At 63.5% G+C, this 24076-nt stretch carries 14 protein-coding genes; 11 read left to right on the forward strand and 3 right to left on the reverse strand.

Annotation, left to right across the window (positions count from 1 at the left end):
• Nucleotides 1-139: 139 nt before the first annotated feature.
• The 3 genes from N5J73_RS08880 to N5J73_RS08890 are packed head-to-tail and all read left to right on the forward strand — an operon-like array spanning nt 140 to nt 1413.
• On the forward strand, nt 140-811 hold the full coding sequence (locus N5J73_RS08880) for a dienelactone hydrolase family protein (RefSeq protein WP_049447710.1): 672 nt from the start codon (nt 140-142) through the stop codon (nt 809-811).
• Nucleotides 808-1230: an HIT family protein gene (locus N5J73_RS08885; RefSeq protein ID WP_049447711.1), complete on the forward strand. Its 423-nt coding sequence runs from the start codon at nt 808-810 to the stop codon at nt 1228-1230. Before N5J73_RS08880 ends, N5J73_RS08885 begins: the two co-directional genes overlap by 4 nt.
• 15 nt (nt 1231-1245) lie before the next feature.
• The gene (locus N5J73_RS08890; RefSeq protein ID WP_005410498.1) at nt 1246-1413 is read left to right on the forward strand and encodes a DUF5668 domain-containing protein; all 168 of its coding nucleotides are present in this window, start codon (nt 1246-1248) and stop codon (nt 1411-1413) included.
• 105 nt (nt 1414-1518) lie between these two features.
• Here the strand turns inward: N5J73_RS08890 and dcd are convergent, their stop codons facing one another.
• Nucleotides 1519-2091, reverse strand: a complete 573-nt coding sequence (gene dcd / locus N5J73_RS08895; RefSeq protein WP_049447712.1) for a dCTP deaminase — start codon at nt 2089-2091, stop codon at nt 1519-1521.
• Between the two features lie 420 nt (nt 2092-2511).
• On the opposite strand from dcd, the gene N5J73_RS08900 reads away from it, so the two are divergent.
• Entirely contained in the window at nt 2512-5571 is a 3060-nt protein-coding gene (locus N5J73_RS08900; RefSeq protein WP_049447713.1) for a TonB-dependent receptor, read from the forward strand.
• Nucleotides 5572-5643: 72 nt separating this feature from the next.
• On the opposite strand, the gene apbC is transcribed toward N5J73_RS08900, so the two are convergent.
• Complete coding sequence (gene apbC / locus N5J73_RS08905; protein ID WP_049447715.1) at nt 5644-6498, reverse strand: iron-sulfur cluster carrier protein ApbC; 855 nt, start codon at nt 6496-6498, stop codon at nt 5644-5646.
• A gap of 214 nt (nt 6499-6712) precedes the next feature.
• On the opposite strand from apbC, the gene N5J73_RS08910 reads away from it, so the two are divergent.
• The 7 genes from N5J73_RS08910 to N5J73_RS08940 all read left to right on the forward strand — a co-directional run bounded on the left by N5J73_RS08910 (nt 6713) and on the right by N5J73_RS08940 (nt 23275).
• Nucleotides 6713-9508: a TonB-dependent receptor gene (locus N5J73_RS08910; protein WP_049447717.1), complete on the forward strand. Its 2796-nt coding sequence runs from the start codon at nt 6713-6715 to the stop codon at nt 9506-9508.
• Between the two features lie 361 nt (nt 9509-9869).
• Nucleotides 9870-12692 (forward strand): TonB-dependent receptor, encoded by a 2823-nt coding sequence (locus N5J73_RS08915; RefSeq protein ID WP_107379978.1) that lies wholly within the window; start codon nt 9870-9872, stop codon nt 12690-12692.
• Between the two features lie 832 nt (nt 12693-13524).
• Nucleotides 13525-16539: a TonB-dependent receptor gene (locus N5J73_RS08920; RefSeq protein WP_049447720.1), complete on the forward strand. Its 3015-nt coding sequence runs from the start codon at nt 13525-13527 to the stop codon at nt 16537-16539.
• 189 nt (nt 16540-16728) lie between these two features.
• Nucleotides 16729-18831 carry a M13-type metalloendopeptidase gene (locus N5J73_RS08925; protein ID WP_279940825.1) on the forward strand — a complete coding sequence of 701 codons (2103 nt, stop codon included), beginning with the start codon at nt 16729-16731 and terminating at the stop codon, nt 18829-18831.
• Between the two features lie 158 nt (nt 18832-18989).
• Nucleotides 18990-20999 (forward strand): M13 family metallopeptidase, encoded by a 2010-nt coding sequence (locus N5J73_RS08930; RefSeq protein WP_049447722.1) that lies wholly within the window; start codon nt 18990-18992, stop codon nt 20997-20999.
• 125 nt (nt 21000-21124) lie between these two features.
• On the forward strand, nt 21125-21619 hold the full coding sequence (locus N5J73_RS08935) for a VOC family protein (protein WP_049447723.1): 495 nt from the start codon (nt 21125-21127) through the stop codon (nt 21617-21619).
• Nucleotides 21620-21691: 72 nt separating this feature from the next.
• The gene (locus N5J73_RS08940; protein WP_279940827.1) at nt 21692-23275 is read left to right on the forward strand and encodes an NAD(P)/FAD-dependent oxidoreductase; all 1584 of its coding nucleotides are present in this window, start codon (nt 21692-21694) and stop codon (nt 23273-23275) included.
• A 90-nt stretch (nt 23276-23365) separates the two neighbouring features.
• Here the strand turns inward: N5J73_RS08940 and N5J73_RS08945 are convergent, their stop codons facing one another.
• Nucleotides 23366-24040, reverse strand: coding sequence for a rhomboid family intramembrane serine protease (locus tag N5J73_RS08945; protein ID WP_049447725.1), 675 nt, complete (start codon nt 24038-24040; stop codon nt 23366-23368).
• Between the last annotated feature and the right edge of the window lie 36 nt (nt 24041-24076).

Genomic DNA, 24076 nt, shown 5'->3' on the forward strand with positions numbered 1-24076 from the left:
GCCTGAAAGGGCGCCAGTATACCGGGGTTGGCGACCTCGCTCTGAATGGCCAGCCGCCCGATCACGCACAGCCGCTGACACCGCGCTAACCCGCGCAGCACCGACAATGCGGGTCTGTTCCCGCAATGAGGTAGAAGCAATGGCCGAGTGGATCACCCTGGATACGCACCACGGCGCGGTACGGGCCTGGCAGGCCCTCCCTGAAGGCACCCCGCGCGGCGGGCTGGTGGTGGTGCAGGAAATTTTCGGCGCCAACCCGCACATCCGCGGCGTAGCCGAGCGCTTCGCGGCCGAAGGCTACGCGGTGCTGGCGCCGTCCTTCTTCGACCTGGTTGATGGCGCAGAAGCCGATCCGGATGCCCTGCCCTATGACGCCGACGGCGTGAAGCAGGGCCTGGAACGGGTGAGCGCGCTGGGCATGGAGAAGGCGCTGGAAGTGGTCCGCGCGGCGGCCACCCGGCTGGCCCCCTACGGCAAGGTCGGCACCGTCGGCTACTGCTGGGGCGGCACGGTAGCGATGCTGTCCGCGCTGCGCCTGGGCCTGCCCTCGGTCAGCTACTACGGTGCGCGCAACGTCCAGTTCCTGGATGAGACGCCCAAGGCCCCGGTGATTTTCCACTTTGGCGCCCAGGACCGCAGCATCCCGCCGGAGGCCGTGCAGGCCCACCGGGAGAAGCTGCCGCAGATGGCCACCCACGTCTATCCGGCCGATCACGCCTTCAACCGGGAGGTCGGACATGCGTATGATCCAGACAGCGCCGCCCTGGCGCTGCAACGCACCCTGGACTTCTTCTCGGAGCATCTTGGATGAGCGATTTCGAACTCGATTCACGCCTGGCCACCGATAGCGTGCTGGTGGCGGAAGGACCGTTGTCGCAAGTGCGGCTGATGAACGACGAACGATTCCCCTGGCTGGTACTCGTGCCGCGTCTGGCCGGGGTGACCGAGTGGATCGAGCTGGACGGCGAGCAGCAGGACAAGCTGCGCACCGAGCTCAACCGCGCCTGCAAGGCCCTGAAGGGCTCCGACGGCGTGGAGAAGATCAACATCGGCGCGCTGGGCAACATCGTGCGCCAGCTGCACTTCCACGTGATCGGGCGTCACGATGGCGACCCGGCCTGGCCCGGCCCGGTCTGGGGCAGCGGGCCGGCGCACCGCTACGAGCCGGCCGCGCTGGACCAGCATGTCGCCTACTGGAAGGAACGGCTAGGATATCCGGCCCACTCCTGAGCGTTCGCCGACCCGATGCGATTCAACCTCGTTGCCGCCATCCTGCTGATCCTGATCGGTCTGTTCATGCTCGCCAGCAACCTCGGCTGGACGCACCTGAACCTGTCCAAGCTGCTGCTGACCTGGTGGCCGGTGGCGCTGGTGGGTGTCGGTATCGCGATGCTGTTCGGTCGCGGGAAATGAAGAAGGCGGCGCATTGCGCCGCCTTCTTCATGTAGAGCCGGGCCATGCTCGGCTGCCTTGACGTCAGGCCGAGCATCGCCCGGCCCCACAAGCTGCCGACAGCCTTCAGGTCCGCGGCAGGGTCACGCCGGTCTGGCCCTGGTACTTGCCACCACGGTCACGATACGACGTCTCGCAGACGTCATCGGCCGCCGCCTGGAAGAACAACATCTGTGCGACGCCTTCGTTGGCATAGATGCGCGCCGGCAGCGGCGTGGTGTTGCTGAACTCAAGGGTCACGTGGCCTTCCCACTCCGGCTCCAGCGGGGTCACGTTGACGATGATGCCGCAGCGCGCGTAGGTGCTCTTGCCCAGGCACACCACCAGGGTGTCGCGCGGAATGCGGAAGTATTCAACGGTACGCGCCAGCGCGAAGCTGTTCGGCGGAATGATGCACTCGTCGGCGGTGATGTCGACGAAGCTGCCCGAGTCGAAGCGCTTGGGATCGACGATGGTCGAGTTGATGTTGGTGAACACCTTGAACTCGCGCGAGCAGCGCACGTCATAGCCATAGCTGGACGTGCCATAGCTCACGATGCGCTCGCCGTTGGCCTGCTTGACCTGCCCTGCCTCGAACGGCTCGATCATGCCGTGCTGCTCGGACATGCGGCGGATCCAACGGTCACTCTTGATGCTCATGCTCTGTCCTGTTGAACGAGGGGGAAACGGGCTGCGCCCGAGGCGGCGATTCTACAGGCGGGCCGACTGTGCCGGCCATGATGCGGATTGGCGCGCCACTTCCATTGTCATGCGCCGTCGCAGCGAAAAGACGCACGCGCAGGATGACTAACAAATGAGACCAGGCCGACCGAGTTAAATCAGTTAGCACATATTTATGTCAAATCCAATCAGCATGTTTGCAATGACACATGTCGACATAAAAATATTTTTTCTTGAAATTCAAATACATGAAGCCACCAGTCGGCCTCCTTGGTGACATGAGCGCCGGATGAACGTTGCATGAGGAAAGATTGATCGTTACGGTTTCATTCATCCTGAACAATTCGTTCAGGTCCTTTGAGCCCAACCGATTTCCCTCTGCAACCGCAAAGGAACACGATGAATCTGAACTTCAATGGACGCAGTCTGAAGCGCACCGCTCTGGCCATGGTCCTGGGAGCCATCGCCGGCACCAGCTATGCGCAGAGCACTTCCGGCGACATCGTCGGTACCGCTACGTCGGCTGACAAAGTGCAGGTCAAGAGCCTGTCTTCCGGCGCCACCCGCGAGGCGAACGTCAGCGCGGATGGCCGTTTCCGCATCTCCCAATTGCCGACCGGCACTTATGAGGTCACCACGGTCAGTGGTGGAAATCCGGTTGCGACCACCCGCGTCACCGTGGTCGCCGGACAACAGTCGTTCGCGACATTCGCCTCGGCGAACAGCAGCGGTGCAACATCGCTGGATACCGTCAACGTGCGCGCCCTGGGCGCGGCCAACACGATCGACCTGGGCAGCGTTGAATCGCGTACCACCTTCACTGCCGACAAGCTCAATTCATTGCCGGTCGCCCGCGATATCACCAGCGTCTCGCTGCTGACCCCGGGCACCGTCGCATCGAGCGGCTATTTCGGCCCAGCCTCGTTCGGTGGCGCGTCGGCTGCGGAAAACAGCTACTACGTCAACGGATTCAACGTCACCAATCTGTATGACAGCCTGTCCTTCTCGGAGATCCCGTACCAGGCCATCGATCAGCTGGACGTGCAGACCGGCGGCTATGGTGCTCAGTACGGTTTCTCCACCGGTGGCGTGACCAGCGTCAACGTCAAGCGCGGCACCAACGAATGGAAGGGTGGTTTCAGCTGGACCGGCACCCCGGACTCGCTGCGTGAAAAAGCTCCGGACACCTACTACAGCGATGGCTCGCTGTTCCGTTCGTACGACAAGAACAGCAGCAGCTCCAACGTGTACAGCGTCTGGGCTGGCGGTCCGTTGATCGAGGACAAGCTGTTCGTGTTCGCGATGGGCCAGTTCAGCAACTCCAAGACCGGCAACTTCGGCAACCGCGGCTCCCAGTACACCACCAATGGCCGTCCGCCGTCGGCTGCGGCATTGTCGACCAGCGCCTATGACTATGAGTCGAAGACGCCTTACTGGCTGTTGAAGGTCGACTGGTACCTCAACGAGAACAACCACCTGGAGTACACCGGCTTCGACAACAGCCGTCGTTACTCGTATGACTACTACACTGCGGCCTATGACAGCCCCAACGCTGGTGGCGAACCGGCCAAGACCGGCGACCTGGGCCAGTTGATCGGCAAGAGCGGCGGCCAGACCGACGTCTTCAAGTGGACCAGCTATCTCACCGAGAACCTGACCGCATCCCTGCAGTACGGGCAGATGCGCAATCGTTCATCGGAACACACCATCAGCGCCGATGGCGTCTTTGATGCCTACAACGGTGACATCAACAGCCCGCAGGGTGCGTGCCCCTATGTGCTGGACTACCGCTCGGCCACCGGCGGCACCGGCCGCCAGATCGGCTGTGCGGTTGCCAGCACCGTCGGTATCTTCGGCGGCCGCAACGAACGCAAGGGCACTCGCCTCGACTTCGACTGGCAGCTGGGCGACCACAAGGTCGGCTTTGGTTACAGCGATGAAAAATGGACGTCCGTGCAGGGCACCTCGTACTCGGGCGGAGCACTTTGGTACCTGTTCGACGACTACGCCAATCTCGTGAACTTCCGCAACGGTGGTTCGATCGAGATCAAGCAGAAGTCGTGGTATCTGCAGGACAACTGGCAGATCACCGACAACTTCATGCTGTACGGCGGCATTCGTAACGATTCGTTCAACAACAAGAACTCCGACGGTGCAACGTTCGTCAAGCAGGACGACATCTGGCAGCCGCGTTTTGGCTTCTCGTGGGACCTGTTGGGTGATGGTCGCAGCAAGCTGTTCGCTTCGGTGGGCCGGTACTCGCTGCCGATCGCGGCAAACGTGGCACTGCGCGCAGCCAGCGCCTCCTACTACCTGGACCAGTACTACACCTACGACGGCATCGGCGCCAATGGCGCTCCGAACGTCACCGGCAGTTTCGAGGATGGTGCGAACGACTCCGTGGTCAATGGCGAAAGCGGCGTCACTCCGGATCCGCGCGCAGTCGCGTCCAAGGGCCTGAAGCCTTACACCCAGGACGAACTGATCATCGGTTACCAGCAGCAGGTCAGCTCGTCGATCGATTTCTTCAACGACTGGACCGTTGGCATCAAGGCGACCTATCGCCGCGCCAACAAGGTGATCGACGACACCTGCGACTCGCGCTCGCTGTACAACGCCGCAGCTGCCGCAGGCTATGACCTGTCCAACTGGTCCGACCCGTGGACCGTGCCGGAAGGCCTGCCCGGCTGCTGGATCTACAACCCGGGTAGCGACCTGAAGGTCACCCTTGATGTGGATGGCAACGGTACGGCGGAAGAGATCACTGTTCCGGGCGCCAGCCTCGGCCCGAAGGCCAAGCGTACGTACAAGGCCGTCACCCTCAGCGCCGACAAGCAGACCGAACGTTGGTATGCCAGCTTCTCTTACACCTGGTCCAAGCTGGAAGGCAACTATGAAGGCCTGGTCAAGAGCACCAACGGCCAGGATGACACCGGCACCACGTCGGACTTCGACTTCGCCGAGATCATGTATGGCTCGGACGGCTACCTGTTCAACGACCATCGCCACAGCATCAAGCTGTTTGGTGGTTACAAGTTCACCGACGAGTGGTCGGTCGGCGTGAACATCCTGGCGCAGTCCGGCGCACCGAAGAGCTGCCTCGGCGGCGGCTATGGCAGCTTCGACACCGAGTACGGCTACTCCGGCGTATTCCACAGCTGCGAGCTCAATGGCCGGGTTCCGGCAGACGACATCGCCAAGGTCGGCAGCGCCGGCCGCACGCCATGGCAGTTCACCGTCAGCCCGAACATCACCTATACGCCGAACTGGTTGGAAGGCCTGAGCCTGCAGGTGTCCGTGCTCAACGCCTTCAACAACATCAAGCCGGTGCAGGTGTACGAAACCAAGTACGGTCGCCCCAGCTCCGCTCCGACCATTCGCAACTACTACAACTACAACACGCCGAAGTACTTCAACGATCCGCGTGCCGTCCGCTTCCAGGTCCAGTACGACTGGTAAGCAGCTTCCTCTCCAGGAACGCTCCAACTTGCCGCCGGCCTTGCGCCGGCGGCTTTTTCTTTGCAGCTGTGATCAGAGCAGCGACGACAGGATCGGAATCGAAGCGCGCGGGCGCTTGCCCACTTCTTCGATCAGGCGCTGCGCGGCATGGCGGTAGGCCTGGGCCGGGACCGAATCGGGCTGCGCCACGGTGATCGGCGTACCAGCGTCGCCCTGCTCGCGGATGCCGATCTGCAGCGGCAGCGAACCCAGCAGCGGCACACCGTACTGCGCGGCCATGCGCTCGCCGCCGCCCTCGCCGAACAGGTGCTCGACGTGACCACAGTTGCTGCAGGTGTGCACCGCCATGTTCTCGACGATGCCCAGCACCGGCACCTCGACCTTCTCGAACATCTTCAGCGCCTTCTTCGCATCCAGCGTGGCGATGTCCTGCGGCGTGGTGACGATCACCGCACCGGCCAGCGGGATCTTCTGGGTCAGGGTCAGCTGGATGTCACCGGTACCCGGCGGCAGGTCGATCAGCAGGAAGTCCAGGTCGTCCCACAGGGTGTCGTTGAACAGCTGGGTCATCGCCGACGTGGCCATCGGCCCACGCCAGATCATCGGCGTGTCTTCCTCGATCAGGTAGCCGATCGACATCGTATCCACACCGAACGCACGCAGCGGCTCAATGCTCTTGTTGTCGGGGCTTTCCGGGCGGCCTGACAGGCCAAGCATGGCCGGCACGCTTGGGCCGTAGATGTCCGCATCAAGGACGCCCACGCGTGCACCGAGCTGCTGCAGCGCCACTGCCAGGTTCACCGACGTGGTGGATTTGCCGACACCGCCCTTGCCCGAGCCGACCGCAATGACATTGCGGATGCGGGCATGTGGCGTCAGTCCCTTCTGGACCTGGCTGGCATGGGGGCGACGGGGAGAACTGTTCACAACGGGCACCAGCGGTATCGGGGGGAATAACCCAACATCATACAAGCTGGACGTAGCCTGACTGAAATTCAGGATTGCTACAGATTCGTGCACAGGTTGTTAAGTTCATGTTACGTTCGCTAAGCACTGGTTTTGGGCTGCGTCGCTGTTTCACGGCACGCACGATGGCGCATGCGCAGTGCCGTATTCGTATTTGCTCTTTGAACGGAACTACATGAAAGACCTTCGCAATTCCGCACGTCGCAACACCCTCGCTGTCGCCTTGATCTCCGCCCTGGTCGCCGCCTCGCCGGCAATGGCCCAGGACAAGGCCACCAACCTGGACAAGATCACCGTCACCGGCTCGCTGATCCCGCAGACCCAGGTTGAGACCCAGACCCCGGTCATGACCATCAGCGCTGAAGCCATCCAGTCGCGCGGCTTCAACAGCGTCGCCGAAGTGCTGCAGCAGTCCTCGCTGACCACCGGCGGCATCCAGGGCGGCCAGACCTCCGCCTCGTTCACCCAGGGCGCTGAAGCCGCTGGCATGTTCGGCCTGAACCCGGGGTACACCAAGTACCTGATCAACGGCCGCCCGATGATGTCCTACCCGGCGCTGTACAACGGCGGCGACGCGTTCAACAACATCAGCGGCATTCCGATCGACATCGTCGAGCGCATCGAAGTCCTGCCGGGCGGCCAGTCCTCCCTGTACGGTTCGGACGCGATCGCCGGCGTGGTCAACATCATCCTGAAGGACCACATGGAAGGCGGCAGCCTGTCCGTGCGTGGCGGCACCACCACTGAAGGCGGCGGCAGCAGCTTCCGCATCAGCGGCGCCCACGGCTTCTCGGCACTGGACAACCGCTTCAATGCACTGGTCAACGTGCAGATCGAAAGCAGCAACCCGATCTGGGGCTACCAGCGCGACCTGACCAAGCAGAACAACACCCACGGCTACACCGCACAGCTGCCGTCGAACGACTTCGCCGTCATCGACGCCAAGACCAATGCGCTGTACATGATGGACCCGAGCAACTGCGCCAACGTCGCCGGCCAGTTCGATGGCACCACCGTGCTGGCCAACCGCCCGACCGGCCAGTCCTGCGGTTCGGTCTTCGGCGCCGGCTACAAGACCCTGAAGAACGGCAAGGACAGCGGCCAGTTCTACTCGTCGATGACCTTCGACGTGAACGACAACTTCCAGCTGTTCGCCGACGTGCTGTACAGCAAGGAAAAGACCGAATACACCTCGGGCTCGAACTACCTGTGGTGGGGCACCAAGAGCGGCATGGGCGGCTTCTACGACCAGGCGTCGGGCAAGCTGGTCAACCTGCAGCGCGCGTTCGCTCCGGAAGACATCGGCGGCGAAGGCTACAAGGGCATCCTGAACAACGACAAGAGCCGTGCTTACCAGGTCACCCTGGGCGGCAAGGGCGCGGTCGGCAACTGGGACTACAGCCTGAGCTTCACCCGCGGCGAATACCGCCTGGATGAAAGCAAATTCCAGCGCTTCGGCAATGCCATCAACAGCTACTTCGCCGACAAGGTGCTGGGCCCGCAGCTGGGCACCAAGGATGGCTTCGGCATCTACAACACCAACTGGGGCGCGTTCTACTCGCCGATCTCGCCGGAAGATTTCGCTGGCTTCACCGGCTACACCACCAACCATGCCCGCACCTGGCAGAACCTGGCACGTGCGCAGGTCACCAATGGCTCGCTGTTCTCGCTTCCGGGCGGTGATGCCGGCCTGGCCGTGGTCGTCGAAGGCGGCAGCGAAGGCTGGGACTACAGCCCGGACCAGCGCCTGCTGGACGGCGACGTGTGGGGCTCGTCGGCTGTTGCCGGCAACGGCCATCGCAGCAACTACGCGGTGACCAGCGAGCTGCGCATGCCGCTGCTGGAGTCGCTGACGGTGACCGCTTCCGGTCGCTATGACGCCTTCAAGATCGCCGACAACACCGTCGACAAGGCCACCTACAGCGTGGGCGTTGAGTTCCGTCCGATCGAAAGCCTGCTGTTCCGCGGCAAGTACGGCACCGCCTTCCGCGCGCCGACCCTGCCCGACGCCTTCCAGGGCCGCAGCGGCTACTACGCTGCCAACTCGACCGACTACTACCGTTGCGGCGAGCTGGGCTACACCCCGGGTAACACCGACGCCTGCCGCTACGCCGACAGCGTCTCGGTCTACTCCGAGCGTGCCGGCAACCCGGACCTGGAGCCGATCACCGCCGACGTCTGGAACGCGGGCATCGTCTGGGCGCCGATGGCGAACCTGTCGATCTCGGCCGACTACTACAACTGGAAGATCGAGAACGAAGTCGATACGGCCAGCACCGACCAGCTGCTGCTGGCTGAGTACTACTGCCGCAACGGCCTTCCGAACGGCTCCTCGGCCACCTGCCAGAACGTGACTGACTGGGTCACCCGTGACTCGGCCGGCAACCTGAGCTCGCTGTACACCCCGAAGATGAACGTGGCCCGCCAGAACCTGCAGGCCGTGACCGTCGGCTTCAAGTACCTGCAGGACATCGGCCGCTTCGGTTCGCTGCAGTTCTCGGGCAACTACACCAACATGCTGAAGCGTGAAGTGCAGGCGCAGCCGGGTGAGGACTTCCAGGACCTGCTGGGCAACCCGAAGTCGATGTGGAACTACGACAGCTACGCCAAGGTCCGTTCCGACGCGTCGGTGGCCTGGTCGCTGGACAAGTGGACCACCACGCTGTACGCGAACTACATCGGCCACACCCCGAACTACCTGGCAGGCCTGAACGGCTACGAGTACACCCACGCCGCGTCGGGCTACAAGGCAGGCAAGTGGGCTTCGTACACCACGTACAACCTGAGCGTGAACTACCGCGCGCAGGATGACCTGACCCTGTCGCTGATGGTCAACAACGTGTTCAACAAGATGCCCGAGCAGCAGGCCCACAGCTACCAGGGCACCTCCGGCACGCCGTTCAACAACTACCTGTACAACGTCTACGGCCGCACCGTGTACGTGCAGGCCAAGTACGACTTCGGCAAGTAATCCCGTCGTTTTCCGGACTTAGTGTCTGGACCAGGCCCCGCTTCGGCGGGGCCTTTTTTTTTGACAATGAACAACCCGGAAAATAATCGAATAAATGTCTCGATTATTAATACGATCATTTGATCGACATTCATTCCGCCACACTCGGCAAAACCAGACAGTATCTGCAAGTTGTTGTTTTAAAAGAGAACAGGACGGAATTGTGACGAAGCCCGTCAAGCTTGGTTACAAATCGGTGCATTTCAAATTAAGCGCATGTTAGGTTTCAGCGACCGCGCGCGGCATGACCTGTTGACGCGGCCGAACAGAAACCGAGCCCCTGGAAGGGAAACGCGTTATTACGATCACACGGAGTAATCGCATGTCTCGCAGTCGCTTCTTGTTCTCACGCCACCCGCTCACCAGTGCCGTGCTCAGCGGCTTGTTCCTTGCCAGCGTCAGCACTGTCGCGCTCGCTCAGGAAAGCAAGAGCGCGGCCACCAACCTTGACCGCGTCACGGTCACCGGGTCGCTGATTCCGCAGACGCAGATCGAAAACCAGACGCCGGTGCTGACCATCAGTGCTGAGGCGATCCAGGCGCGCGGCTTCTCCAGCGTTGCCGAAGTGCTGCAGCAGTCCTCGCTGACCACCGGCGGCCTGCAGGGCGGCCAGACCTCCGCGTCGTTCACCCAGGGCGCCGAAGCGGCCGGCATGTTCGGCCTGAATCCGGGCTACACCAAGTACCTGATCAACGGCCGCCCGATGCTGTCCTACCCGGCGCTGTACAACGGCAGCGACGCGTTCAACAACATCAGTGGCATTCCGATCGACATCGTCGACCGCATCGAAGTCCTGCCTGGCGGTCAGTCGTCGCTCTACGGTTCGGACGCGATCGCCGGCGTGGTCAACATCATCCTCAAGGAACGCATGGACGGCGGCACCCTGAACGTGCGTGGCGGCGCGTACTCGGATGGCGGCGGCGCCAGCTTCCGCGTGAGCGCGGCCAACGGCTTCAACAGCCGCGACGACCGCTTCCGCGCACTGGTCAACGTGCAGTACGAAAAAACCAACCCGATCTGGGGCTACCAGCGCGACATCACCACGCAGAACAATCCCCGGGGCTACACCCGCCAGCTCCCCTCGAACGACTTCCTGGTCTTCGATGCGGAAACCGACGACTTCCTGATGATGGACCCGAACAACTGCGCCGGCGTTGCCGGCCAGTTCGACGGCACCACCATCCTCGGTACACGCCGCGCTGGACAATCTTGCGGCTCCGCGTTCGGCGCGGGTTACAAGACGATCAAGAACAGCAAGGAAAGCAGCCAGTTCTATTCGTCGCTGACCTACGATGTGAATGACAACCTGCAGCTGTTCGGCGATGTCCTCTACAGCTACGAAACCGTCAAGTACAACACCGGTGCCGGCTACAACTACTGGGGCACGGATATCAGCATGGGTCCGTTCTTCGATCAGTCCAGCGGTCGCTATCTGGGCCTGCAGCGCGTGTTCGCCCCCGAAGACATCGGCGGCGGTGGCTACCGCGACATCATGAATACCGACCGCAGCAAGTCCTATCAGGTCACGTTCGGCGCACGCGGTTCGATCGGCAGCAACTGGGATTACGAGGCCAGCATCACACGCGGCGAGTACAAGCTCAATGAGCGCGGTTATGCGCGCTGGAACGATCCGATCAACAACTGGTTCGCCGACAACGTGCTGGGTCCGGTGCTGGGCGAGACCGATGATGGCTACAACATCTACAACCCGAACTGGGGCGCCTTCTATTCCAGACTGCCAGACGGGGCGTTCCAGAGCTTCACCGGTTTCACCACCAGCCGCAGCCGCACCTGGCAGACCCAGACCCGGGCCCAGCTCACCAACAGTTCGCTGTTCAAGCTGCCCGGTGGTGATGCCGGCTTTGCGGCAGTCGTCGAGGGCGGCAGTGAAGGCTGGGACTACACCCCGGATGTACGCCTGACCGACGGCACCGTGTTCGGAACCACCTCCGTGGCCGGCAATGGCCACCGCAGCAACTATGCGGTGACCGGCGAACTGCGCCTGCCACTGCACGACATGCTGACGGTGACGGCCTCGGGTCGGTACGACAACTTCAAGATCGCCGGCAATACCGTTGACAAGCCCACTTACAGTATCGGCGTCGAGTTCCGGCCCTTCGAAAGCCTGCTGGTCCGCGGCAAGTACGGCACCGCGTTCCGAGCACCGTCCCTGCCCGATGCCTTCCAGGGCAAGAGCGGCTATTACGCCAATGGCTCCAAGGACTACTACCGCTGCGGCCAGCTCGGTTTCGATCCGTCCAACACGGTGGACTGCCGCTATGGCAGCGTGTCGGTGTTCGGCACGCAGTCGGGCAATCCGTCACTGAAGCCGATCACTGCCGATGTGTGGAACGCCGGCCTGGTGTGGGCGCCGATCAACAATCTGTCGGTATCGCTGGACTACTACAACTGGAAGATCAAGAACGAGGTCAACACCCTCAGTTCCGACCAGTTGCTGCTGGCGGAGTATTACTGCCGCAACGGTCTGACCAACACCGCAGGCGCCACCTGTGACGAGGTGGCCAACTGGGTCACCCGTGACGCCACCGGCGCCCTGGAGGAGATCTACACGCCGAAGCTGAACGTGGCGCGCCAGAACCTCGAGGCGCTCACCGCGAGCTTCAAGTACGTGCAGGACATCGGCCGCTTCGGCTCCCTGCAGTTCGCCAGCAACTACACCAACATGCTCAAGCGCGAACTGCAGCCGCAGCTCAATGATCCGTTCCTGGACCTGCTGGGCAACCCGTACGCGATGTGGGTGTATGACTCCTACGCCAAGGTCCGCGCCGATGGCTCGATCGGCTGGGCGTTGGACAAGTTCACCACCACCCTGTACTTCAACTACATCGGCCGCACGCCGAACTACATGTCCTACCTGGGTCGCGGCTACGACTTTGTCGACCCGACGTCCGGCTACAAGGCCGGCAAGTGGGGCTCGTACACCACCTACAACCTGAGCGTGAGCTATCGCGCGATGGACAACCTGACGTTCTCGCTGATGGTCAACAACCTGTTCAACAAGGTGCCGGACAACCAGCAGCACTCCTATGCCGGCAACATCGACGTGCCGTACAACAACTCCCTGTACAACGCCTACGGACGGGCGATCTATGTGCAGGCGCAGTACGACTTCGGCAGGAAGTAAGCCCCTCCCTGCTGGACGCCCCGCCCAGGCGGGGGCGTTCCTGCAGAACACCAGGACCCCGCTTCGGCGGGGTCTTTTTTGCCCGATTCCGGCCAAAACGCTGAAATGGATTTTCAATCTTTACTTTCTTGCAACAACCCCCTGAAAAGTCGCGGAATGAAACCTTGCCGACCTGGCTCGACACCCAAGGCCGTTGGATCTGAAAGGAATGGGCAATCACGTTGATCCGCAGTCAGGCGGCACTGCCGGCAACATGAGGCACGCTCTGAGCCCAGCGGAAGTTGGCGACATTGGTGCGCAGCACAACTACGTTCAAAAGCCGTTCGAACGGCCTACCGATCTCCCGTCCGAGCATTGATCGCCTGATGAATCCAATGCCCCGCGGACGGGTTGCTTCGCCGCCTCGTGCAATCTTGAGGTGATGCTGCAAGGCGACCTGGCCGGGCCGGCTGCAGGCGGTGGGACGTCCCACGTTGCAGGACGGTCGTCACCCCCTGACCCGCCGGCCTGCTGCAGCTGAACGCACCGTACAGGCATGTCGGGCACAGAGACCCTCGGGTCCCCCGCGCATGTCTCCCCGCGCAAAGCCAACCGCCACTTTGCGCAAAGTTGACCTTAACAGCCCATTCAGCATCCATTGGAAGATCTCGATGCCACGATTACAACTGATACCAAGTCGCTGTATTTGTTGCACTTTTATGTAGCCAACTGATGCGGAATGTGTCAGCTCTCCCAGCAAATGGCCAATTTGCGTTAAGACCATGTTAGGTTCGCGTCAAGTCAGGACGACATCTGAACATCAACATAACAACTGCACGGAAGCGAAAGAATTCTGTCCACTAGGGGGATCCACTCGATGACGTACAACCGCACTCCCGGCCGCCACCCGCTGACCAACGCCCTGCTGGTCGGTCTGATGATGGCCGCTGCCGGCCCGGCCCTGGCCCAGGAAGCCAGCTCAGGTTCCAACCCGATCGACCTCGATCGCGTCAGCGTGACCGGCTCGCGCATTGCGCGTACCGGCTTCGTGACCCCCTCCCCGGTTACGGCCATCACCGCCGAGGAAATCCGTGCCACCGGTGCGAACAACATCGGCGACCTGATGACCCGCCTGCCGGCGCTGACCCCGACCTATACCCTGGGCAACTCGACCCGCTTCATCGGCACCGCCGGTGTGGGTCTGATGGACCTGCGTGGCATGGGCACCTCCCGCACCCTGGTACTGGTCAATGGCCGCCGTCACGTCGGCGCAACCTCCGGCTCCTCCGCCGTGGACGTCAACACCATTCCGGTGGAATGGATCGAGCGCGTGGAAGTGATCACCGGTGGTGCATCGGCGGTGTATGGCGCCGACGCTGTGGCTGGCGTGGTCAACTTCATCATGAAGAAGTCCTTCGACGGGGCTGAAGTACGCGGTCAGACCGGCATGGCCAGCGAAGGCGGCTTCAACCGTTCCTTCATCAGTGCCTCGGCCGGCACCGACTTCGCCGGTGGCCGCGGCAACGCCGCTGTCGCCCTTGAATACAGCAAGCAGGACCGCTTCGTCCGCACCGACCGCGCCATCGGCAACGAGTTCCTGGTGTCGGTGCGCAACCCGAACTACGACAGCAGCAAGCCGTCCAGCGAAAGCAACCCGGAAACCGTGCTGGCAGGCCCGGGCGGCAACCACTCGATCTCCTTCGGCGGTACCTTCAACATTGGTACCTTCAACCCGAACAATCCGGCTACCTGGGGCAACCGCTACCAGTTCAACCCGGATGGCACCTTCCGCAAGCAGCGCTACGACGGCACCGTGGTCAGCGCAACCAGTTGCGTGAACTGTGATTTCGCCGACCTTAACTCGGTTGCCGACCTGCAGCCGAAGTTCGACCGCAAGAGCATCAACACGGTCGTCAACTTCGACCTGACCGACAACCACCGCCTGTACTTCGAGGGCAAGTACACCGAAACGGTGTCCGACTTCCTGGCACAGCCGTCGTTCGACCAGACCCTGCGCATCCAGCGCGATAACGCCTACGTGTCGCCGGAACTGCGCGCACTGATGACCAGCGCCGGCCTGAGCCAGCTGACCCTGAGCCGCTTCAACGTCGACGCCGGCCAGCGTGGTGAGCACGTGGAGCGCAACACCCAGCGCTTCGTGCTGGGCATTGAAGGCAACCTGACCGAGAACTGGACCTACGACGTTTACGGCAATTGGGGCCAGAGCGAAGTCAAGCGCTGGAACCTCAACAACCGCATCAACGAGCGTTGGCAGGCCGGCCTGGATACCGTGGTCAACCCGGCCAATGGCGAGATCGTCTGCCGCACCACGCTGAACCCGAACGCGACCAATCCCAACAACGGCAACCGCGTGTACTCGCAGTTCGCCCGCGAAGGCTGCGTGCCGTTCTCGGTGTTCGGCAACGGAGCTGTGACCCAGGCCGCGCGTGACTGGATGAACGTCAATTCGTTCAACTACTCGCGCCTGCAGCAGTCGGTGTTCAGCGCGTCGCTGGCCAACGGCTCGCTCTTCAGCCTGCCGGCCGGTGACGTCGGCGTGGCCGGTGGTGTCGAATACCGCCGCGAAAAGAGCCGCGAAATCACCGATCCGCTGGCCGCGCAGGGCCTGACCTTCCTCAACGCCATTCCCAACCGCATGGGCAAGTACGACGTGCGCGAGGCCTTCGTTGAAACCACCGTGCCGCTGCTGGCCGACATCCCGGGCATCTACAACCTGACCCTGGACGCCGCAGGCCGCTGGTCGGACTACAGCAGCATCGGCAAGACCACCACCTGGAAGGTGGGCCTGGACTGGACCATCATCCCGTCGCTGCGTGCCCGCGGCACCCTGTCGCAGGCGGTGCGCGCACCGAGCATCGGTGAGCTGTACAACCCGCAGAGCGAAAACTTCGCCACGGTCAACGACCCCTGCAACTACCTGGCCACCAACCCGAACCGCCCGAACACCGCGGCGGACCCGGCACTGCGCCAGGCCAACTGCTCGGCGCTGGGCGTGCCGGTCGGCTGGGTCGACACCTACACTGCCACCCGCCCGGGCGTCAGCGGCGGCAATCCGGACCTGAAGCCGGAACGCGCACGCAGCTTCACCTATGGCCTGGTCTGGCAGCCTGATTTCCTGCAGGGCTTCGGCATGTCCGTCGACTACTGGTGGATCAGTCTGAAGGACGCCATTGGTGCGGTGACCGCGCAGACCAATGCAACCCGTTGCGTGGATTCGCCGGGGGGGATCAACAACAGCTTCTGCGGCTTCATCGAACGCGCACCGGTGGGCGGCAAGACCGATGCTGGCGGCCGCACCTTCCCGGAATACTCGATCAGCCGCTGGGTTGCGCTGAACGAAAACCTGGCCCGCTCGCGTCGCGTCGGCGTCGATCTGGAAATGGACTACCGCTTCAAGCTGGCCGAGGGTGACACCGTCATCCGCCTGGTGGGCACCCGTCTGCTGCAGTCGCGCGAGTGGGCCTTCCAGGCCTTCCCGAACGAGTACGACGAGAACGTCACCTGGGTGACCGATCCGCGCTGGCGTGGCCAGTTGCAGACCAAGTACTCGCTGGGCCAGTGGCGCGCGTCGTGGGACATGACCTACGTCGGCCCGAACCTGCGTGTGCAGCCGAAGAGCTACCAGGCCAACCCGGGACAGACCAGTCCGATCCGCAACGGCTCGTACACGTACCACAACTTCCAGTTCGGCTACCGCTTCCCGGGTGACAAGATCGACGTCTACCTGGGCATCGACAACGCCTTCGACAAGGACCCGCCGGTGAACTACTTCGGCTCCGATGTCGGTTCAGCGATGTACGACAACATCGGCCGTTACATGTATATGGGCGCCACCTACAAGTTCTGATCCATCCAGAACCGCAGCACCCCGACAGGCCCGGCTTTTGCCGGGTCTGTCTTTTTCCGGCCGCGGCCCTGCCCCCTTGCGCCCGGCCATGACCTTCGACACCCTTGCAGGTCAGGCTGGCGGCGTATCGTTCGGCCCACGGCCGTCCTGCGGCCCTTCCCTGACTCACTCGGCCTGGAGGCCATTCAAGTGACCCGTAATCCCAAGATCGTGCTGCTGACCCTGGCCGTTTCGGCCGTATTGGTTGGCTGCGGCAAGACTGAAGCCCCGGCCAAGGACGCCACCGCCTCCACGCCGGCTGCGGCCGAAGCCACCCACTACACGCTGGACGAGAGCAAGCTGCCGGCCTACAACGCTTTCCAGCCCAGCGATCTGGATGCCAGCAAGGACGCCTGTGGCGCCTTCGGCGACTACGTGAACAGCAAGTGGCTGGCCGCCAATGAAATTCCGGGCGACCGCACCAGCTGGGGTGCCTTCACCATCCTCGACGAGCGCTCGGTGGCCGTACAGCACCAGCTGGCCGAGCAGGTCGCGCAGGTGAAGAACCCGAACCACATCGAGAAGATCGTCGGCGACCTGTGGGCCACCGGCATGGACGAAGCCAAGATCAACGCGCAGGGCATCGAGCCGTTGAAGGCCGACCTGACCGCGATCGACGGCCTGCAGGACAAGGCGGCCATCGCCAACTACCTGCGCAGCAGCGCCGCCAAGGGCGACAACGTCCTGTTCGGCTTCGGCGCCGAGGCCGACTTCAAGAACTCGGCCGTGAACATGGCCTACGCCAGCCAGGGCGGCCTGGGCCTGCCGGACACCACCTATTACACCGACGCCAAGAATGCCGACAAGCTGAAGGCCTACCAGGCGCACGTCGCCAAGGTGCTGGAGCTGTCCGGCGTCGCTGCAGCCGATGCAGCCAAGCAGGCCGAGGACGTGGTGAAGTTCGAGACCCGCCTGGCCAAGGCCTCCAAGTCGCGCGTGGAGCTGTCGCGCAACGTCGAGCTGTTCTACAACCCGGTCACCCTGGCCGACGCCGACAAGCTGACCCCGAACTTCAGCTGGACCGAGTTCTTCAAGTCGCAGGGCGTGGCCGCGCCGGAGAAGTTCTCGCTGGCCATGCCGGCTTTCCATGAGGAAGTAAGCAAGGCGCTTGGCGACACCGATCCGTCGGTGTGGCGCGCCTACCTGCGCTTCCACACCGTGGACAGCGCCTCGCCGTACCTGGCTGACGCCTTCGTGCAGGAGAACTACGAGTTCTACGGCAAGACCCTCAACGGCCAGAAGGAACAGAAGCCGCGCTGGAAGCGCGTGCTGGGCACCATCGAGAACGATGCCGGCGAAGCCTTCGGCCAGCTGTACGTGAAGGTTGCCTTCTCGCCGGAAGCCAAGGCGAAGATGGAAGAGCTGGTGAAGAACCTGGCCGCCTCGCTGAAGGAACGCATCCAGGGCCTGAGCTGGATGGGCGAGGAAACCAAGGCCAAGGCCATCGCCAAGTGGGAAACCTTCACCCCGAAGATCGGTTACCCGGACAAGTGGCGTGACTGGGCGGGCCTGCAGACCCAGCGCGACAGCTATCTGGGCAATGTGCGCGCGGCCAGTGAGTTCAACTACAAGTTCAACCTGTCCAAGATCGGCAAGCCGGTGGACAAGACCGAGTGGGGCATGACCCCGCAGACGGTCAACGCCTACTACAACCCGCTGCAAAACGAGATCGTGTTCCCGGCCGCCATCCTGCAGCCGCCGTTCTTCGATCCGAAGGCCGACGACGCGCTGAACTACGGCGGCATCGGTGCGGTGATCGGTCATGAGATGACCCACGGCTACGATGACCAGGGTGCGCGCTTCGGGCCGACCGGCAACATGGAAGACTGGTGGACCCCGGCCGACAAGAAGAACTTCGAAGGCCTGACCGGCAAGCTGGTCAAGCAGTTCGACCAGTACAAGGTCGACGGCCAGGCGGTGAACGGCCACCTGACCCTGGGCGAGAACATCGCCGACCTGGGCGGCCTGGCCACCGCCTACGACGCGCTGCAGAAGGCCTCCGCCGGCAAGGAAGATGCAAAGGTCGATGGCTTCACCCGCGACCAGCGCTTCTTCTTCAACTGGGCCACCGTGTGGCGCACCAAGTACACCCCGGAAAACGCCAAGGTCCGCCTGGCCACCGACCCGCATGCCCCGGCGCAGTTCCGCGCCATGGGTGCGCCGTCGAACCTGCCGACTTTTGCCGCGGCCTTCCAGTGCAAGGCCGGTTCGCCGATGGCCCGCACCGGCGAGCAGCAGGTGGTGATCTGGTAAGCCACGGCTGACGCTGCGGCAGACCTGCAGAGGCCCGGGAATTCCCGGGCCTTTGTTTTTGGCGGCGCCCTGCGAGCGCGGCGTGATGCGTGCATGCCGCGTCGATGCGCGGCTTGCTATAGTGCGCGCGCCCTCAATCCATCACGGATTCGTTCCACATGCCCAACTTCCGTCCGCTTGCCATCGCCCTGGGCATCAGCCTGGCGACCCTGGTCCCGACCCACGATGCGTTCGCCGCCGCCAAGAAGAAGGCCGCACGCGCTCCGGCCGTCAGTGCCCAGTGCAGCGACTTCTATGACGCTACCAACGCAGGCTGGCTGAAGGCCAATCCGGTGCCGCAGACCGGCGCCACCACCGCGCTGGGCCAGCTGGTCGACCGCAGCCGCCAGCAGCAGCGTGAACTGCTCGACGCCGCGATGAAATCGCCGCAGGGCAACGTGCAGAAACTGCTGGGCGACTTCTGGGCCAGTGGCCTGGACGAAGCCGCCGTGGAAGCGGACGGTTCCAACCCGATCGCCCCGCTGCTGACCCGCATCAACGCCATCAAGAAGGCCAAGGATGTGCCGGCATCGATCGCCGCGCTGCACCAGGTCGGCATCCCGGTGGCCTTCAACTTCGGCCCCGACGTCGATCTGAAGGCGCTGGACCGTCACATCGGCTACTTCATGCAGGGCGGCATGGGCCTGCCGGACCCGGCGTTCTATACCCGCACCGACGCCGACACCGTAGCCCTGATGGGCCGCTACCGCGCCTACGTCAAGCAGATCCTGGCGCTGACCGGCACCCCGGCCGCCAAGCTGGATGCCGAGTCGCAGGCGGTGATCGCGCTGGAAACCGAGCTGGCGCGCAATGCGCAGTCGCTGGCCGGCATCAACAACCCGTTCAACAACTACGCGCCGATCTCCACCAAGGAGCTCAACAGCCGTTACCGAAATCTGCAGCTGGATGCGTTCCTGAAGGCACAGGGCGTGGATGACGACCTGGTCTCGCTGGCCGACCCGGGCCTGTTCAAGCAGCTCGACGGCATGGTCACCAAGCTCAAGCCGGACCAGTGGAAGGCCTACCTGCGCTGGCGCGTGGGCGACTCGATGGCGCCGTACCTGTCCAAGGCCTATCGCGACGCCGAGTTTGAATTCCGTGGCCGCGTGCTGCGTGGCGAGACCCTGCCGCCGCAGCGTTGGGAAGACGTGCTCGATGCGATCAACGTGGCCGCTGGCCCGATGGTCGGCCGCGAATACGCCGCCCGCTACCTGTCGGCCGAAGACCGTCGCCAGGCGGCGTGGATCGTCGACAAGGTGCGCGAAGTGCAGATCGAAGCGGTCAAGAACAGCAGCTGGATGAGTGCCGAGGCCAAGACCGAAGCGCAGGCCAAGCTGGCCGCGCTGAAGATCGAGATCGGCACCCCGCTGCGCGACCTCGACTACAGCGTGCAGCCGATGGGTCGTGGCTCGTTCGGCGGCAACATGCTGATTGCTTCAACCTGGCGCCATCGCGAGGAAATGAAGCGCATCGGCAAGGGCAACGCCGACCGCCGTTGGGACGTGCTGCCGCAGCAGCCTTCGCTGGCCTACGATCTGGCCCAGAACCGCCTGATCGTCACCGCCGCGATCCTGCAGGGGCCGGTGTTCAACGCCAAGGCTGACGCCGCCGACAAGTTCGGCAGCTTCGGTGGCCTGGTCGGCCATGAGCTGACCCGTGCGATCGACGCCAAGGGTGCGCTGGTCGACGCCAAGGGCGAGCTGCGCAGCTGGTGGACCCCGGCCGACAAGACCGCCTGGACCCTGCTCGGCAACCGCGTGGCTGCGCAGTACGGCGCCTACGACTTCCCGGGCGTGAAGGGTGCCAAGGTCAACGGCACGCTTACCCAGGAAGAGAATCTGGCCGACATCGCCGGTCTGGAACTGGCCTGGGCGGCCTACACCGCACAGGAACCGAAGGCCAAGCAGACCCAGCAGCAGGGCTTCTTCCGCGCCTGGTCGGCGCTGTGGGCGCAGCAGCTGTCTCCGAACGAGGCCGTGCGCCGCCTGACCGCCGACATCCGTGCACCGGGCCTGTGGCGCAGCAATGGCACGCTGGCCAACCTGCCGGCCTTCGGTGCCACCTTCAGCTGCAAGGCCGGCCAGCCGATGCAGCGCAGCGAAGCCGAGCAGATCAAGGTCTGGCGCTGAACCAGCTGCCACACGGTAATGCAGAGGGCGCCTTCGGGCGCCCTTTTTTTTTGCGGGTGCAGCACGATCCCGGGTTAACACCGGGCGTGCTATCGCTGCAGCTTCGTCCAACGCGGAGCCCCGACATGGCACACAAGAACACCATCTGTGTCTGGTACGACAACGGCGCGCTCGAGGCCGCCACCTTCTATGCCAGCATCCTGCCCGACAGCGCGGTGACCGCCGTGCATCACGCACCGGGCGACTACCCCGACGGCAAGGAAGGCAACGTACTGACCGTCGAATTCACTGTCTGCGGCATCCCCTGCGTCGGTCTCAATGGTGGGCCTGCGTTCAAGCACAGCGAAGCGTTTTCCTTCCAGATCCAGACCGAGGACCAGGCTGAGACCGACCGTCTGTGGAACGCCATCGTCGGCAACGGTGGCCAGGAGAGCCAATGCGGCTGGTGCAAGGATCGCTGGGGCATCTCCTGGCAGATCAGTCCGCGCATGCTCATCGAAGCGGTGACCAGCAAGGACAAGGCATTGGCCAAGCGCGCCTTCAACGCGATGATGCCGATGAAGAAGATCGACATCGCGACCATCGAAGCGGCAATCAAAAAAGGGGACGGAGGGGATTAAGTCGTTTCTCCCCCTGCGCTCAGATGCAGATTGCGACTTGATCCCCTCCGTCCCCTTTTTCCAGAGGTGCTGATGACCTGGGATGCGATCGTCGTTGGCGGTAGCCACAACGGCCTGGTCTGCGCGGCCTACCTGGCGCGTGCCGGAAAGAAGGTGCTGGTGCTGGAACGTCGTGGCGTTCTCGGCGGCGCCGCAGTCACCGAGGAGTTCCATCCCGGCTTCCGCAACTCGGTCGCGTCGTACACGGTCTCGCTGCTGCAGCCGAAAGTGATCGACGATCTGCAGCTGCATGCGCATGGGCTGCGCATCGTCGCGCGTCCGGCCAACAACTTCCTGCCATTGCCGGACGGCCGCCACCTGTTGTCGGCGCCTGGCCGCACCCAGGCCGAAGTCGCCAAGTTCTCCGAGCGGGACGCACAGCGCCTGCCCGCGTACGAAGCACGCCTGGAGATCTTCGCCGACGTGCTGCGCGCATGGGCCCTGCGTGCGCCGCCGGACCTGGGCGTAGCAGGCGGTTGGCGTACCCTGCCTGCCCTCTGGCAGATGGGCCGTCTCGGTCGTGAACTGGCCACGCTTGATGCCTCCCTGCGGCAGGAGCTGCTGGACCTGTTCACGCTGTCGGCGGCGGAGTACCTGGACCGCTGGTTCGAGAGCGGACCGATCAAGGCGCTGTTCGGATTCGATGGCATCGTCGGCAACTATGCCAGTCCATACACGCCGGGCAGTGCCTATGTGTTGCTGCATCACGTGTTCGGCCAGTGCAATGGCGTGAAAGGTGCGTGGGGCCACGCGATCGGCGGCATGGGCGCGATCAGCCAGGCCATCGCCGCCGCTGCACGCGAGGCCGGTGCGGAGCTGCGCATGGAGGCCTGTGTGCAGCGCGTGTTGATCGAGCAGAGTCGCGCAGTGGGCGTGGAACTGGCTGATGGCGAAGTTCTGCGCGCACGTGCGGTGATCGCCAACGTCAATCCAAAGCTGCTGTACGAACAATTGCTGGAACCGTCGCAGGTGCCCGCTGCCACACGCGAACGCATGGCGAACTGGCGCTGCGGTTCGGGCACGTTCCGGATGAACGTGGCGCTGTCTCGGCTGCCGGATTTCAGCGCCCTGCCCGGCCGAGGCGATCACCTCAGCGCCGGCATCATCATGGCACCCAGCCTGGACTACATGGATCGCGCCTGGCTGGACGCCCGCCGCGATGGCTGGTCACGCGAACCGATCGTGGAAATGCTGATTCCCAGCACGCTGGACGATTCCCTGGCCCCTCCCGGACAGCATGTGGCCAGTCTGTTCTGCCAGCACGTGGCACCGGTGTTGCCTGGGGGCCGCCATTGGGATGATCACCGGGAAACCGTGGCTGACCTGATGATCGCTACCGTCGAACGCTATGCGCCCGGCTTCGCTGACAGCATCCTCGGTCGGCAGGCGTTGTCGCCGCTGGATCTGGAGCGCACCTTCGGCTTGGTCGGTGGCGACATCTTCCACGGCGCGCTGAGTGCCAACCAGTTGTTCTCGGCGCGGCCGATGGTCGGCCAGGCTGGCTATCGCGGCGCCCTGCCGGGGTTGTATCTGTGTGGGTCGGGTACCCATCCCGGTGGTGGCGTCACCGGTGCGCCGGGGCACAATGCCGCGCAGGTGGTGTTGCGGGATCTGTGAAGGTGTGCCGACCAACGGTCGGCACCCACCTGCATGGGAGAAGGTGTGCCAACCAAGGTTGGCACCTACAGCATCAAATGATCCTTCGGATCATTTGATGCTGCGCAGATGGTTCGGGCGCTTCGGTGGGCCCGGCGGGCGGCGCTTGTTGAACGGCGGCTGCCCGCGCCAGTAACGGATCAGCAACCAGCCGAACAGCATGCCGCCGAGGTGCGCAAAATGGGCCACGCCCGGCTGCCAGCCGGTCATGCCCAGGACCAGCTCACCCACGCCAAACAAGATCACGAAGGTCCGCGCCTTCATCGGAATCGGCGGGAACAGCAGCATCACCCGCTGGTTCGGGAACAGCATGCCGTAGGCCAGCAGCAGGCCGAACACGCCGCCGGAGGCGCCCAGCACCGTGGCAGGGTTTTCCAGCAGCGTACCCACCAGCAATTGACAGACGCCGGCACCGGCCACGCACACCAGGTAATAGAGCAGGAAGCGCTTCTCGCCCCAGGTCTGCTCCAGCGGCGCGCCGAACATGAAGACGGCCAGCATGTTGAAGAACAGATGCCCGAAGCTGCCATGCAGGAAGCCATAGGTCAGCAGCTGCCACGGCTGGAAGTTGCCCCCCGGCGAGAACGCATCGAAGCCCTGCTGCAGTGGTTGCAGCATGAACGGCTCGAAGGTCTGCATGCCGAGCAGGAACGGCTGCTGCAGCAGGAACAGGATCGCATTGGCGATCAGCAGGGCCTTGGTGACGGTTGGCAGTCGCGGGAACATGGGAGCACCGGCATGGAACGGCCTCCATCATAGCCG

The organism is Stenotrophomonas sp. GD03654, from assembly GCF_029845105.1.
GTDB classification, from domain to species: Bacteria; Pseudomonadota; Gammaproteobacteria; order Xanthomonadales; family Xanthomonadaceae; genus Stenotrophomonas; species Stenotrophomonas africana.

What these genes read in the sequence shown, in the direction of transcription:
- N5J73_RS08940 (WP_279940827.1), top strand. Translation starts at nt 21,692, where the DNA reads ATGACCTGGGATGCGATCGTCGTTGGCGGTAGCCACAACGGCCTGGTC.
- dcd (WP_049447712.1), bottom strand. Translation starts at nt 2,091, where the DNA reads ATGAGCATCAAGAGTGACCGTTGGATCCGCCGCATGTCCGAGCAGCAC.
- N5J73_RS08890 (WP_005410498.1), top strand. Translation starts at nt 1,246, where the DNA reads ATGCGATTCAACCTCGTTGCCGCCATCCTGCTGATCCTGATCGGTCTG.
- N5J73_RS08900 (WP_049447713.1), top strand. Translation starts at nt 2,512, where the DNA reads ATGAATCTGAACTTCAATGGACGCAGTCTGAAGCGCACCGCTCTGGCC.
- N5J73_RS08880 (WP_049447710.1), top strand. Translation starts at nt 140, where the DNA reads ATGGCCGAGTGGATCACCCTGGATACGCACCACGGCGCGGTACGGGCC.
- N5J73_RS08910 (WP_049447717.1), top strand. Translation starts at nt 6,713, where the DNA reads ATGAAAGACCTTCGCAATTCCGCACGTCGCAACACCCTCGCTGTCGCC.
- N5J73_RS08935 (WP_049447723.1), top strand. Translation starts at nt 21,125, where the DNA reads ATGGCACACAAGAACACCATCTGTGTCTGGTACGACAACGGCGCGCTC.
- N5J73_RS08885 (WP_049447711.1), top strand. Translation starts at nt 808, where the DNA reads ATGAGCGATTTCGAACTCGATTCACGCCTGGCCACCGATAGCGTGCTG.
- N5J73_RS08930 (WP_049447722.1), top strand. Translation starts at nt 18,990, where the DNA reads ATGCCCAACTTCCGTCCGCTTGCCATCGCCCTGGGCATCAGCCTGGCG.
- N5J73_RS08945 (WP_049447725.1), bottom strand. Translation starts at nt 24,040, where the DNA reads ATGTTCCCGCGACTGCCAACCGTCACCAAGGCCCTGCTGATCGCCAAT.
- N5J73_RS08915 (WP_107379978.1), top strand. Translation starts at nt 9,870, where the DNA reads ATGTCTCGCAGTCGCTTCTTGTTCTCACGCCACCCGCTCACCAGTGCC.